This window comes from Bacteroides nordii (assembly GCF_019930665.1).
In the GTDB taxonomy this organism is placed as follows: Bacteria; Bacteroidota; Bacteroidia; order Bacteroidales; family Bacteroidaceae; genus Bacteroides; species Bacteroides nordii.
In genome coordinates this window covers 2,962,052-2,976,616 of sequence record NZ_CP082886.1, presented here as the reverse complement: position 1 = coordinate 2,976,616, position 14,565 = coordinate 2,962,052, and the positions used below count along the sequence as shown (strand labels likewise).

Sequence of the window (14,565 nt, the reverse complement as noted above, 5' to 3'; positions counted from 1 at the left end):
ATATCTTGTTTTTATTAAGTATAACGGCAGACTCAGGAAATTGTTTGGCCCGGATTTTTATCCGTTTACCTTTTTATAGTCCTCCAGAAACTTTTTGAGTCCGGAATCTGTCAATGGATGGTTAAGCAACCCCTTGATGGCGCTTAGCGGACAAGTGGCTACATCTGCACCGGCCTCTACACAGTCCATAATATTTTTTGTACTGCGTATGGAGGCAGCCAGTACCTGAGTTTTATAATTATAAAATCTGTACATTCGTACGATTTCGGCAACTAAGCCTACGCCATCTTCACAAATATCATCCAGCCGACCAACAAAGGGAGATACGTAGGTGGCTCCTGCTTTGGCTGCCAATAGTGCCTGTCCGGTAGAGAAAACCAGTGTACAGTTGGTACGGATACCTTTTTCTGTAAAATATTTAATAGCCTTAATACCTTCGGCAATACATGGTACTTTTACTACAATATGCGGATTGAGTGCTGCAAGTTCTTCACCTTCGCGGATCATTCCTTCGTAATCGGTGGCTATCACTTCTGCACTTACATCGCCGCCTACAATGTTGCATATTTCAACATAATGTTTACGTTGATTTTCGGTACCTTTGATTCCCTCCTTTGCCATGAGCGAAGGATTGGTAGTAACTCCGTCGAGCACTCCGAGTGCATATGCCTCGCGTATCTGCTCCAGATTGGCTGTGTCTATAAAAAATTTCATAACTTATATAGTTTTAGTGGTTAACTATCTAACGTCCAAAGATAAGTATTTGTTTATCCATTTCCAAGATTATCAAAAACAACCTTTTTCTGTTTCCAAATTTGTCTATCAATATGTCCATAAACGTCTTTTTTTTCATTGCACGCAAAAAGTATTGACTGATATAGGATGTAAATCTCTTTGTAAATGACGATATTTGTTTCGGAATCTAATATTAATTAATTATGGAAAAAAGATATTTTGTACTTCCTCTTGTTTTAACTCCTTGTCTGGCTCAACAGATTGTTGCGCAAAATAACGAACCTCAGCGGCCCAATGTAGTTTTTATTTATGCCGATGATATTGGTTTCGGTGATTTCAGTTGTAATGGTGCAAAAACGATCCACACTCCTAATGTAGATCGTGCTGCTGCTCAAGGTGTGCGTTTCACCAATGCACATAGCGCGGCGGCTACGAGTACCCCTTCCCGTTATGCTATGCTTACGGGCGAATATGCCTGGCGTAAAGCCGGAACAGGTATTGCCGATGGTGACGCTGCTTCAATTATCCGGCCGGAACGTTATACTATGCCGGATATGTTTAAGCAAAGCGGCTATGCAACCGGAGTGGTAGGTAAATGGCATCTTGGGCTGGGAGATAAGGGAGGCGAACAGGATTGGAATAAACCCTTGAAACCGGGTACTAATGATATTGGTTTTGATTATTCGTTTATTATGGCTGCCACCGGTGATCGTGTGCCTTGTGTATTTGTAGAAAATGACCAGGTGATCAATCTTGATCCTACCGATCCTATCCAGGTGAGTTACAAAAAGAACTTCCCGGGTGAACCTACCGGTAAGAATAATCCGGAGTTGTTGGTTATGCACCCTTCGCACGGGCATGATATGAGTATTGTCAACGGAATCTCCCGTATCGGGTTTATGAAAGGTGGAAAGTCGGCACTTTGGAAAGATGATAAAATAGCCGAAACACTGACCGGAAAAGCTGTATCTTTTATTGAAAAGCACAAAAATGCTCCCTTCTTCCTTTATTTTGCCACACAAGATGCTCATGTTCCTCGTGTTCCCGGAGCACAATTCGTAGGTAAGAGTGGCATGGGGCCTCGTGGCGATTGTCTATTGGAATTTGACTGGAGTGTGGGTGAGATCCTGAATACTCTTGAAGAGTTGGGATTGGATAAGAACACATTGGTCATTATTTCCAGTGATAATGGGCCTGTGGTTGACGACGGTTATAAAGATCAGGCCGTAGAACTGTTGGGTGATCATAAACCCGGAGGTGAATATCGGGGTGGTAAATATAGTATTTATGAAGCCGGAACACGTGTTCCCTGTATCTGGAGATGGCCGGGACAGATTAAGCCGGGAGTATCCGATGCATTGCTTTGCCAGATTGACTGGTTTGCTACCTTTTCCCAGATGTTGAATCAGTCTCTTCCCGAAGGTGCAGCACCGGACAGTCGTCCAATGAAAGCTGCCTGGATGGGAAAAGAGAAGAAAGGACGTGACTATCTGGTATTGCAGAATGCACAAAACAACCTTTCTATTACAGACGGGCGTTGGAAATATGTCCGTCCCGGTAAGGGCCCTGCTTATAATAAGACTGTGAATATCGAATTGGGTAACAGTATGGAACCACAATTGTATGATTTGAAAAAGGATGTCGGTGAAAAGAATAATCTGGCAAAAGAGCAGCCCAAACGCATACAACAATTAAGTACTGAATTGGAAAAAGTGGTAGATGGGCGATATGGGTTGCCGCTGTACTGAGATTGCTATTGATTTGAATAAAACACACCTATGAAACATTTTTTTGTTAACCTTATTTCGAAGAAAAGTATTATTTTTCTTTTCTTATATGTTGGTATGGGGCAGCTTGTTGCCCAGAATAATTTGCCGACAGTGAAAACTCCGGTCTCTCCGGTAGCGGCTTCATTCAATGTTTATGGTGAGATTCCCGTATCTAAATATACGGGAATCCCTGATATTTCTATTCCTTTATATACTATTGATTTAGGAAGTCTTCAGATTCCTATTTCACTAAGCTATCATCCGGCAGGAGTAAGAGTTGAGGCGGAGGCATCCTGGGTTGGTCTGGGTTGGACTTTAATGGCTGGAGGTACTATAAGTCGTGAAGTTCGAGGGATAGACGATTTAAACGTGAATGGTTATTGGAATCGTTATCGTGTTGCAAGTAGTGAAGATTATCGGAAGCCTGTTCCTTATAGTGTTCTGGATTGTTATAATGAAAGTGGTGATTGCTCGGAATATTTTGATTATGATAGAAGGTCTGATATTGATTGTACAGGGAAATTGGATTATGTAGCCAAACGCCGTTTACGAATAGATTGTGATCCAGATCTTTTTAGTTATAACTTTATGGGATATAATGGGCGGTTTGTGATGAAAGAGAATGCTAATTCTGCTATTTTGGAAAAACCGGAAGACAATTTGAATATCTATTTTGAAGACAGTAATAATGGGGTGGATATCAATATAATAGTGGTACTTCCAACTGGGGATAAATTTTATTTTACACAAACTGAAAAATCAGCTTCTTATTCTGGTACAACACATATATATGATGCCGGAGAACGGGCAGGAGAGAGTTGTATCGTGACGTGGTATTTGACCGATATAGAGCTTGCTAATGGCAATTATGTTTCTTTTGAATATGTTGTCAAGAAGAATATTGAACGAAATGTGTATCGTACACAAACCCTTTATACCGATCAGTTAAGTAATATGCCGCTTTATAGTCCTAGTGTAAATAAAAGTTTGTCTCAGAGTGAAATTCCTTCTTCAAAATGTGGTGGACTATATGCATTACCTGAATTGTCTCCGTTTAATAATGTAATAGATGTTCATGGAAGTTTTGCTTATACCGAGCCTTATCTGAAGAGTATAAGTTGGAATGGTAATAAAATAAATTTCACTCATGCTCCTCGTACTGATTATGGTTTACCATATGTTGCTAAAGATAAACCGGTATGCTTGACAAATATAGAGATTCGGAATAACAGAAATAAGCAAGTCAAAAAATACGACTTTTATTATTCGTATTCGGCAAGACGACTACAGTTGGATTCACTTTCTGAATCTTATGAAAAAGCCTCTTTACCTCCTTATCGTTTTTATTATGATAATAGGTATACCTTACCTCTCCAGACATCTCTGTGTTTTGATGTGTGGGGATATTACAACGGTAGTAGTTCTCCATTTCCTAATCAAAACTTATACCCGGAGATAGTATTTGATGGTCAGTTCCGTTATTTCGATTGGGAATACCCACCCAGAGGGGGGGGGATAGCTGTTTCTGGTAGAAATTTCAGATGTAATCCGGAATATCTCACCACGGGTATGCTGAATAAAATGGTTTATCCCACAGGAGGATATGCTGAGTTTACTTTTGAGCCAAATACTTATATGAGTTATTTACAGATGGGGTTGGAGAAAAAAGGTGGTGGTGTTCGCATAGCTAAAATAAAAACAGATGCTCAGGAACGTATTTTTAGTTATAATGATGGCGAGAAGAGTAGTGGAGTGCTTTTAGTAGGGCCGGTATATGCTTACAGATTATCAACTGCAGGAGAAGCTCCCCGGGTTGTTTACACTTCCCGAAGCGCAACCCAGCTTCAGGGTAATACATTTGGAAATTGTGTAGGATACACGAAAGTGACTGAAACCATTATAGATGGTGGTAAAACATCTTCAACAGTCGATCATTTTTATAGTAATAGAGAGATTCCTGAAGGTGTTTTGTATACTCGTGATGAATATGGAAAGAACGGGCTGTTATTGAGAAGTGAACTACTTGATGATGGGATATTAGTGCAGAATACATTATATCAATATGAATCAATACCAGATGAATTGCGTCCTAATCAACGGGCTATGAAGTATAATGATGGCATAATGTATTGTTATACGGTTTTCCCTTATCATCCCAGACTTACAGTGAAGACTCAAACATCTTATTTTGATGATGTAGCTGTAACAACTTCTTTATCTTATGCATACAGTGATAAGAATTATTGTGTAAATCAGATAATAGAGAAAACGGCAAACAGCAAAGAGATAATTACTCGTTCTCTTTATTCCGGAGATTTGAATAAAGGAGTCTATGTAGATATGAACAGCCGCCATATTGTGAACAAGCCGGTTGAAGAAACAAGATATGTGAAAGAAGATGGTGTCGAAAAAGTTATTAGTAGCCAGCTGACTCTGTACAATGATATGGCTTTTCCGGCAGCAGTTTATTCTTTGGAAATAGATAGTCCGTTATCCAATTTTACAGCTTTCAATACTACAACCGGAGAGAGTCGGGATGTGCACTATTCGGTAAGTCCTGAACTTCAAATCTCTTATTATAACAGAATAGAAGTGGTACTTCCGTCAGAAACGATTGATTGGAAAGGAGTACATAAAGTATATATTTGGAGCTATAATTATAGTTCATTGGTAGCAACGATTGAGAATGCCACAAGGAATGAGGTTGAAAAGGTGTTTCCTGATATCGAAATGATTTGCGATGGTGATTTAACAGATGATTATATCAAGCAACTAAAGAAACTTCCGGCGGCTTTACCTGGTGCCAGGGTTACTCTTTATGTTTATGATAATCTGATAGGACTCAAGCAGTGTGTAAGTCCGGACGAAACTTCTGTTTCTTACGAATATGATGAATGCAACCGACTAAAGAAAATAAAAGATCATTCGGGAAATGTATTAACGCAGTATCAATATGGATATAAACAATAAAAAATGTTTTCTATTTTTTCTGATTATTATCGGAAATATATGTTTTTGTTATGCACAATATCCTTTGCTGAAAGAGTATGTTTGCATACGTGCCAATGATACTATCATAAAGCAAGAAGTAGCTTATATAAACCCAGGTCGTAGCGGTTCTGATGTATTTTGGAATTTTAGTAAGTTACAGAATTCAAAGGTTCCCTATCGAGTGTGTTACAAAGGTGATGATCGGTTTGTTTCAGGAATGGAACATCAGACGGTCTATAATTATATCTTGAATACGGGCGATTCCTTATTCTTGGCGGCTTATCGGAATCGGACTACTTCTTTTAAAGCTATACTTCCGGGACTGGAATTTAGGTATCCTTTTCAGTATCTTGATTCCATAGAGAATGTCTTTTATGGTGAGGGTAAATATAGTGATAAACTTGCATTTGTTTCGCAGGGAAAAAGTGAAGTCATAGCAGATGCCTGGGGTACAATGTTATTACCTGATAATGATACCTTGAAGAATGTGATGCGTATTTGTTTCCGGAAAGAAATCTATAAACAAGTATCGAACAGTGATTCTATTCTTTTACGGATACATGCCGATTCAGCTGTGTTGAATAGAGAACGTATACTTTCGCATCTTCAGAATGATACGGTTGTACTTAGAGTTAGGAATTATCGGTGGTATGCTGAAGGATACCGTTATCCGGTATTTGAAACGGTTCAATGCGAAACTATCCGATCCGGAGTTCCTATTGCTTACTATACTACGGCCTTTTATTACCCGCCCGAAGAACATTCTTACTTAGACCGTGATACACTAAACCGGCAGTTACAGATGAATTTGAAGGAACAGAGCCTCATTGCAAACAATCAAAATTTTCCGCTGAAAGAAGATGAGAACAAAATGTCGACTGAACTGTCTGTTTATTATAATTTCTATCCGAATCCGGTAGAGGATGGATTGAAATTGGAGTATTATATGTCGGGAAAGGCTCCTGTCTCCATCTGCCTGTTTAATTTAAGCGGGTGTTTACTGGAACAGAGAGCTTGGAATATGCAAGATTTTGGAGTACATATTGAAGTGTTTCCGATGAGTTTTTATCCAAAAGGTAATTATCTTCTTCGGCTGATTGTAGCTAATAAAACATATGTCGAAAAAATAATAAAAGAGTAATCTATGAAACGCTGTTTAATATTTATTTTGTTCATTGGCTTTGCGTTACTTATAACCAATGCTCAGTCACATATGCAGAATTATATCCGGACTTTTACTCCTCGTGTGACAGTGGCGGATGCCACTACTATTTCTCCGGAATATGTTCCGGCTGTTACGAATTATTTTGATGGGTTGGGGCGTCCGATACAAACCATATATGAAGGGATTACTCCTCAGGCAACAAATCTTGTTACCATGATTGAATATGATTCTATCGGACGAGTTTCCAAAGAATGGCTTCCTGTTCCGATATCGGATGGCTTAACTGCTGCTTATAGGGATCCTTCCTACGTGAAGTCTCAATCCGTCTCTTTTTATGATGGGGATGCCTATGCTTATACGCAGATTGCTTATGACTCTTCACCTTTGAAGCGTATTTTGAAGAAAACTGGTCCGGGGGCTTCTTGGCATGTCAACGATAAGTCGGTTCGTCTTGACTATCTTACTAATACTACGACCGGTATTTTGTCTGTCCCTTATTATACGGTAGAAGGTGGTAAACTGAAGAAGAGCGGCAATTATCCGATTGGGACCTTGTATGTAAATGTAACTAAGGACGAAGACGGCATTACCGTTTATGAATTTACCGATACAGAAGGCAAACGTATCCGATATAAAAATGTAGATTATGTTTATGATAACCTCGGACATTTGCGCTATGTACTTCCTCCCCGTCTTCAGCTCAAGGCAGACGGTTTTTATGAAGTTACCCCGGGTAGCGATTTATATAATTTAGCTTTTGTTTACACATATGATAAGCGCGGAAATTGTCTGACTAAAAAACTGCCAGGTATTGCTCCCATCTATTATGTTTATGATCGTGCTGACCGTTTGATTCTTGTACAGACTCCCAATCAACGTCCTCATGCCGAGTGGAGCTTTACCAAGTACGATATTTATTCCCGCCCTGTATTGTCGGGTACGGTTATTTTACAAAATAAGAACCATTCACAGTTACAAGATGAATATTGTAATATCCTTGTTCGCGAATATTTTGTCGGAGTTTCTCAAGCCAATTGTTGGGGATATAGTAACGAAACTTTGCCTACTACCAATCTAACTGTATTGAAAGCAGACTATTACGACGATTATGGTTTTAAGGCGTTGACGAGCTTTGGTTCCATACTCGATTATCAAGTTAGAAGCGGTTTCCTTTCTACTCATTATCCCATTTTGACTGGAGCTCATACAGGAAGTGCTGTCAAAACTTTCGATAATAGTATCACTACATTACTTTACACTGCTTATTATTATGATATTAAAGGTCATTTGATTCAACAACGTGGCAACAATCTGATTGGTGGTTATGATCATTTTTATACTTCTTATGATTTCTCAGGAGAACCTCTTGAGATTTTGCATGAACATTCCAGTAGTCAGATATCATTATTAACCGAACGTTATTCTTATGAATATGATCATAGAGGGCGTTTAATTAATGCTACCCATTCTTTGAACGATCGTTCCACAGTATATATCGGTCATTACAGTTATGATAATTTGGGGCGTTTAATTTCTTCCGGGCTTTTTTATAATCTGTCCGATATCAATTATTCATATAATATTCGTAGCTGGCAAACAGGTATTTCTTCTATTTATTATCGTGAGTCTGTGCATTATGGTAAATGGTTAGGCAGAATTTTACATGAGCCTTACAATGGTAATCCTAGTGGAGTGAGTTACTCTACAAGTTATATAGATCCTGTCAGTCATGCATTAAAAGAATCTGAAACCATTCATCAACATTATAGTTATGGTGAACAAGATGAATTAGTCGGTGCGACTTCTGTAACATTTGATGGTAGTGGTTTCAGTGCAACCAATCAATTAAAAGAAGAGGGCGGTTCATCTCCCTATCTTCGCTTATTGAGATATTATAAGAATAATAGTGAAGATTACGCTTATTTGGAATCTTCATCCAATCGTTTGGAATCCATTCATGAAGACGGGGATGATGATGTGTCTTCTTTACCTATTCAGTTTGTTACGAAATATCCTGATGGTACTCCTACTTTTTTTTATGATGCCAATGGGAATCTTTCTAAAGAACTAAATCGCGGTATTACGGAGATTGATTACAATATTCTTAATCTGCCCAATCGCATTACCTTTGAGAATGGTAGTGACATTCGCTTCACTTATGATGCTGACGGTGTGAAACATCGTGCCGATTATAAAACGGTTTCCAATCAAATCTTAGTTCCGATTGGTGCACCTTCTCTTACCGGTTCTGGCTCTCTACTGGTTCAGCATCATACGGATTATTGTGGTAATTTTATTTATGAAGATGGGGTATTAAAGAAAATTCGTATTGATGGCGGTTATATCAACTATAATGCTTCCACCGGCGGTGGTGAGTACTGCTATTATATCAAAGACCGGATGGGTAATAATCGTGTCGTTCTGAGTGCTGCCCGTGGTGTCATTCAATATGCTGATTACTATCCTTATGGTATTCCTTTTTCAGAGATACCTATGGAAGAAGATAATTTCCTCCATGCCGGTAAAGAACTTGAAAAGATGCATGGGCTTTATTGGTATGATAATGGCAAGCGTTGGTACGATCCGATTTTATGCCGTTTTACGACGATGGACCCGCTTTGCGAGCAATTTTATGATAAAAATCCATATTCATACTGTGCTGAGAATCCTATGAAGTATGGAGATCCAACCGGTGAACTTGCTTCTCCGTATTATGATATTGATGGAAATTTTCTGGGTGTAGACGAAAATGGTTTTTCTGGTAATATTTATATTACAGATTCTAAGACTGTCGATAAGTATTCAAAGGATAATATAATAAACTCAAAAGCCATTCAAGCGGATAAAAATACCACATTTGTGAGATCTGTTTCTCTTACGGTTGCGGCTGAATCCCATATTTATACGGATGTTTTAAAAAAATCTTCAGATCCTAATTTAGATATGTCTCGGCTTTATAATGGGGAGATTTCAGTATTGGAGAAACCTGTAACTAGGGGTAATGATACTTATGGAAAAGGATATAATGATCCTTATCCAGATCGTCGTCAAGCTAAATATACAGAAATTGATGTTGGTGAAGAGATAAAGGTAACTGTGTCAGTAAGGTCATATGTAACAGATCTATACACAGTCGAAAGTATATGGAATCAGTTAGGTATACACGAATATTACGGACATGGTATAAAAGGTTGGAAAGGAGACAAAGATCATTGGCGATGTTATCAAGCTCAAATGAAACACCCATCTTACCGAAAATTACCTCAAGATCAAAAAAAAGAAATATATGGAAGATATAATGAATTTTATAAAAAAAGTCAAGGGTATTAAACTTAGTAATAATAAGTGCTATCTCCTTTTTCCGGTTCTTGTTTGGTTTACCGGTATTAATGCTTTTGCCCAACATGGAGGTATTTCAATAAAATTGGAATTTGCTTCCGTTACGCGAAGTTTAAATCGTCACAACCCTTATAAAGGCGTTGCAGATAAAGATACTGTTCCTTATTTGATAAGTTTTGCATTCTTTGTTCAGAATCATACAGACAAAAAATTATTGTTCGGAACTAATACCAAGGGCTATTATTGGAAGTATGAAAAATATTATTACAAAGATTATAATTATGGAGTTATAGGTCGTTTCTTTATGATAAATGGAGAGGATGTTATTCCTTTGTTTACAGATTATTATAATATCGTACCTTTTCCTGATGGTGAAGAACCAATGTTGTGGGGTGGTATTGAGTATCGTAGTTCATATAAACGTACTTCTGTTTTTAGGGATTTTCTCTGTCGTTTTTCTCGTCCGGGTACTAACACAAAGGAATATATATATGAATACTTACGTCAGGCGCGTATTATTTATGTTCCAGTTGTTTCGGATTATGAACGGTGGTTTAACATGCCACGGAATGAGTTAAAAAAGAATGAGGTTGTATATCCTCAGGATACCATTGAAGTGTACAAAAACGATCCTTTTCAAATATTCTTTTTATGGAGTGATGACCAGGAGTTTTATGAAATATATCCTCGTATTGATTATAACAATAGAGAAATGGAATCGGATGACGATAACTGAATTTAGAAAATTTACCTGGAATTCGGTTATCTCTTTAGGTCTGGGAAATATTTTTAGTTATATATTCTTTTTTCAGACGGGATAGAATGATCAGAAAATTTTTTTTTTATGAAATACTTTATGAGGCAATTGGATCAAAGATTTCCCAATCCGATGAGGTATAGGGATGCTAATGGAGGAAATTATGGTCAGCGGCTTGATTATACTGCTACTTTTATTCCTCCTGCTGTTTTTATTCCTTTTGATGTTCGTTCTCAATCTAATCTCAAAAATGGAATTATGCCTTTTCCTTTAAATTATAAATATATAAAAACAGGATTATGAAAAAAATAATTATTGCTATTTCTGTACTTTTATCTTGTATATTGGATATACATTGTCAAGACTCATGTCGTATATCTGCCATAGTGTATGAAAATGCATACAATTATATAAAAAAGGCAATGCCGGAAAAGTGTTTAGTCTGTGTTTCGAATCATATTATTGATTTAGGTTTTTATGTTGTTAGTGAACTGGACTCTTTTCCTGATTTAAAAAAGGAGTTACAAGATTTAGATGATAAAAAGTCTGTAGAAAAGGGGTATAGTGATTTTTATAGCAAAACACTCGACAAATTATTTGCTAAGCCTGTAAAAGCAAAAGCAATTATTTATTTTTCAAAAATGCAAGGAAGTATATTGAGAGTGGATTTGGTTATTTGTAGTCGTTATATCAAAAGAAGTATTGATTTTGATTCGGCTATTTCTTTAGGTATGGGAAATACTTTTAGCTATATATTCTTTTTCAGAAAAGATGGAACGATAAGAAAAGCGTTTTGTTATGAAATGCTTTATGAGGCAATTGGACCCGTACTGCAATAATCTGATTTATGAGAATAATATTCCTGATGAAAATTCGTGTTGATGGTGGTTATATCAACTATAATCCCTCTACAGATAATGGTGAATATTGTTATTATATTCAAGATCATATTGGCAATAATCGTGTTATTCTGAGTGAAACCCGTGGTGTCATTCAATATGCTGATTACTATCCTTATGGTATTCCTTTTTCAGATATACCTATGGAAGAAGATAACTTCCTTCATGCCGATAAAGAACTTAAAAAGATGCACGGACTCAGATGGGTTTATATAGAATATCCTATAGATTCTCCTTCAGGAATAAATGTTTTGTTTGCGTCATCACCCCTTGGTTTAATGTAAAAAGTGAATTTATTTGATAGGATATACTTATGAGAAACAGTTTGTATTTAATCTTGATATTGCTATTGAGTTCCATCTTTAATAAAAAGGCTTCCATATGTTGGGAGCCTTTTTATTTTTTCTAAAATTTTGTTTCAATGTATCGTTATTAGATTATTGTTGAAAATAATTAGAGAAGTAACTTAGTTGCTAAAAAAGTAAGTATGAATTTTTATATAAATAAGATATAAAGTGATATTTGAATGTTGTGGCTAGTCTAATTTATTGATTATCAGCTGAAATAAAGGCGCTGTTTCATTGGATTCAAGAGTGTACACTTTTTATTGTGTTAACTGGACACTTTTGCTATGTGAAAGTGTACAAGTTTGTGTAGCAAAAGTGTACATTCTTGCATAACAAAAGCAATTGTTAATATCGAGTGTTAATAATGTGTTTTATTTTAACCGATAATTTATTAAAGAACTATAACTTTAACCAGTGTTTGATAGATAGTTGATTCATCACAAACCATGATTAAATACAAGTAGAAATAAGTATTCTTGCAGTACAGAAGGTTGATTCTGTATCTTCTTAAAACAAAATAGTTGTTAATTTTATTTTAATACCCCGAACTAAAATTAAATATATTATGTTCTTTAATATGAAAACGATATTGAATATTGTTTTAAATATTGAATTAAATAGAAAGTTTAGTCTCTTAATTTGAAACAATGTATCTGCTTGATAATGTTTGGGATACATGAATTATAAATATATGGACTTTACTTTCATAAATAAACTTTCAACATGAAATGTATGATATGTTTATTTAATAACCAACTTAACTCATTTTAATTATGAAAAAATTTATTATTGTATCTGCTTTTGCACTGGGAGCATTTACAGCAAATGCTCAGACAGGCGAGACTGCTCTTCAGGGAACTAAATTTGGTGATAACTGGTCTATAGGAATTAATGCTGGTGCTGTGACCCCTCTGACTCATAGTTCATTCTTTAAAGATGCTCGTCCAGCTTTCGGATTTGGAATAACTAAGCAACTTACCCCTGTTTTTGGTTTGGGTATTCAGGGTATGGGATATGTGAATACGACCCAAAGTAAGACAGCATTCGATGCTTCTGATGTCAGCTTGTTAGGTAAAGTCAATTTGATGAATTTGTTTGGAGGATACCAGGGAACTCCCCGTTTATTTGAGATTGAAGCTTTGGCTGGTATGGGCTGGCTACATTATTATATGAACGGTCCTGGAGATCAGAATTCCTGGTCAACTCGTTTCGGCATGAATTTAAACTTCAATTTAGGAGAGACTAAGGCATGGACATTAGGAGTAAGACCAGCTATTGTGTATGATATGGAAGGCGATTTTAATGCGGCAAAGAGCCGTTTCAACGTAAATAACGCTGCTTTCGAACTGACAGCTGGAATTACTTATCACTTTATGACAAGTAACGGGACACATCATTTTACGAATGTCAAACCTTATGACCCCGTTGAAATAGCTAACCTGAATTCTGCTGTTAATGATCTCCGTTCGCAGGTAAACAACAAGGATAATCAATTAATTAATGCCAACCAGCAAGTCAACGAGTTACAAAGTGAGCTGAATGAATGTCGCAATAAGGTTGTTCCTGTTGAAACGGTTGTAAAGACCAACCGGATTCCTGAATCTATCATTACTTTCCGACAGGGTAAATCAGTCGTTGATGCATCGCAGTTACCCAATGTAGAACGAGTAGCTTCTTATATGAATAAGCATGTGAATACAACTGTCGTTATCAAAGGATATGCATCTCCTGAGGGAAATCTGGCATTCAATGAGAAACTGGCAAAAGCACGTGCCGAAGCTATTAAGACTATTCTGGTGAAAAAGTATAAGATTGATGCTGCACGAATTACGGCCGAAGGTCAGGGGATTGGTGATATGTTCTCAGAACCGGACTGGAATCGCGTAAGTATCTGTACGATTGATGAATCGAAATAATCTCTGAAAAGGAAGATTACATAAAGCTGTATAAACTTTAGATATACTATTATTTTGCTCGGAATCTATCTATTCTCCTGATAGGTGAATAACGAAAATAGATGCAACAAGAAAATTAATCATGCAAAAGAATGAAAAAATATGCATCTTGTTTCGTATATTTTGATTCCATTTGAATATATATTCTACTTATCCCGGTGTCATATCTCTCTTATGATATCGGGATAAGTTTTTTCCTCTACGAGGAACGATCCGAAGCTCTACGAGGAACGACTCGAAACTCTACGGAGATCACCTCGATGCTCTACGGGAAAAGTTTATTTGTCCTCAAAAGAGGCTATTTTTCGCTGGCTACATCTGACTTTTAACCAAACGATATATAGCAAGATGTATTTAAATGTGTGCTGTATTTAAATAAAATGCAATGCAAATATCTAAAAAATGAACTTCGTGCTGTGAAATAGAAGATAAGGTAAACTATAATGAAGTTACTACTTCAAAAAGAAGAAGATTTTTATATTTCAGTCCGCATTTATCCCCAACGAGGCAATTCTACGAGCTTAGGAATGTCATTTTGACAAAATGATATAAGAGGGGGAGAGCAATATCCTTCAAAGGGGAGTTTAAATAGCTTCCTGTTCGTACTA

The 14,565-nt window shown here is 36.8% G+C and carries 10 protein-coding genes; 9 read left to right on the top strand and 1 reads right to left on the bottom strand.

Annotated features, from left to right (window positions below; translation table 11 throughout):
* Positions 1-57 precede the first annotated feature (57 nt).
* Positions 58-714, bottom strand: a complete 657-nt coding sequence (fsa, locus tag K8P02_RS11940; protein ID WP_002561134.1) for a fructose-6-phosphate aldolase — start codon at positions 712-714, stop codon at positions 58-60.
* Positions 715-938: 224 nt separating this feature from the next.
* Between fsa and K8P02_RS11935 the strand changes: the two genes are divergently transcribed.
* The 9 genes from K8P02_RS11935 to K8P02_RS11895 all read left to right on the top strand — a co-directional run bounded on the left by K8P02_RS11935 (position 939) and on the right by K8P02_RS11895 (position 13,918).
* The gene (locus K8P02_RS11935) at positions 939-2,483 is read left to right on the top strand and encodes a sulfatase family protein (protein WP_223381313.1); all 1,545 of its coding nucleotides are present in this window, start codon (positions 939-941) and stop codon (positions 2,481-2,483) included.
* 30 nt (positions 2,484-2,513) lie between these two features.
* Complete coding sequence (locus K8P02_RS11930) at positions 2,514-5,474, top strand: hypothetical protein (protein ID WP_223381312.1); 2,961 nt, start codon at positions 2,514-2,516, stop codon at positions 5,472-5,474.
* Positions 5,458-6,636 (top strand): T9SS type A sorting domain-containing protein, encoded by a 1,179-nt coding sequence (locus tag K8P02_RS11925; RefSeq protein WP_025867381.1) that lies wholly within the window; start codon positions 5,458-5,460, stop codon positions 6,634-6,636. Before K8P02_RS11930 ends, K8P02_RS11925 begins: the two co-directional genes overlap by 17 nt.
* Before the next feature lie 3 nt (positions 6,637-6,639).
* Positions 6,640-9,990, top strand: coding sequence for a DUF6443 domain-containing protein (locus tag K8P02_RS11920; protein ID WP_025867382.1), 3,351 nt, complete (start codon positions 6,640-6,642; stop codon positions 9,988-9,990).
* On the top strand, positions 9,947-10,735 hold the full coding sequence (locus K8P02_RS11915) for a hypothetical protein (RefSeq protein WP_122200746.1): 789 nt from the start codon (positions 9,947-9,949) through the stop codon (positions 10,733-10,735). Before K8P02_RS11920 ends, K8P02_RS11915 begins: the two co-directional genes overlap by 44 nt.
* A gap of 108 nt (positions 10,736-10,843) precedes the next feature.
* The gene (locus K8P02_RS11910) at positions 10,844-11,059 is read left to right on the top strand and encodes a hypothetical protein (RefSeq protein WP_025867384.1); all 216 of its coding nucleotides are present in this window, start codon (positions 10,844-10,846) and stop codon (positions 11,057-11,059) included.
* Positions 11,056-11,595, top strand: a complete 540-nt coding sequence (locus K8P02_RS11905) for a hypothetical protein (RefSeq protein ID WP_025867385.1) — start codon at positions 11,056-11,058, stop codon at positions 11,593-11,595. The genes K8P02_RS11910 and K8P02_RS11905 overlap by 4 nt, the downstream gene beginning before the upstream one ends.
* An 8-nt stretch (positions 11,596-11,603) precedes the next feature.
* A complete protein-coding gene (locus K8P02_RS11900) occupies positions 11,604-11,939 on the top strand; it encodes a hypothetical protein (RefSeq protein WP_155921450.1) in 336 nt (111 codons plus the stop codon).
* Between the two features lie 836 nt (positions 11,940-12,775).
* Positions 12,776-13,918 carry an OmpA family protein gene (locus tag K8P02_RS11895; RefSeq protein WP_025867387.1) on the top strand — a complete coding sequence of 381 codons (1,143 nt, stop codon included), beginning with the start codon at positions 12,776-12,778 and terminating at the stop codon, positions 13,916-13,918.
* Positions 13,919-14,565 lie beyond the last annotated feature (647 nt).

Bases quoted from the DNA above. Each gene is read 5' to 3' on its own strand.
- fsa (WP_002561134.1), bottom strand. From the start codon at position 714: ATGAAATTTTTTATAGACACAGCCAATCTGGAGCAGATACGCGAGGCA.
- K8P02_RS11935 (WP_223381313.1), top strand. From the start codon at position 939: ATGGAAAAAAGATATTTTGTACTTCCTCTTGTTTTAACTCCTTGTCTG.
- K8P02_RS11930 (WP_223381312.1), top strand. From the start codon at position 2,514: ATGAAACATTTTTTTGTTAACCTTATTTCGAAGAAAAGTATTATTTTT.
- K8P02_RS11925 (WP_025867381.1), top strand. From the start codon at position 5,458: ATGGATATAAACAATAAAAAATGTTTTCTATTTTTTCTGATTATTATC.
- K8P02_RS11920 (WP_025867382.1), top strand. From the start codon at position 6,640: ATGAAACGCTGTTTAATATTTATTTTGTTCATTGGCTTTGCGTTACTT.
- K8P02_RS11915 (WP_122200746.1), top strand. From the start codon at position 9,947: ATGGAAGATATAATGAATTTTATAAAAAAAGTCAAGGGTATTAAACTT.
- K8P02_RS11910 (WP_025867384.1), top strand. From the start codon at position 10,844: ATGAAATACTTTATGAGGCAATTGGATCAAAGATTTCCCAATCCGATG.
- K8P02_RS11905 (WP_025867385.1), top strand. From the start codon at position 11,056: ATGAAAAAAATAATTATTGCTATTTCTGTACTTTTATCTTGTATATTG.
- K8P02_RS11900 (WP_155921450.1), top strand. From the start codon at position 11,604: ATGAGAATAATATTCCTGATGAAAATTCGTGTTGATGGTGGTTATATC.
- K8P02_RS11895 (WP_025867387.1), top strand. From the start codon at position 12,776: ATGAAAAAATTTATTATTGTATCTGCTTTTGCACTGGGAGCATTTACA.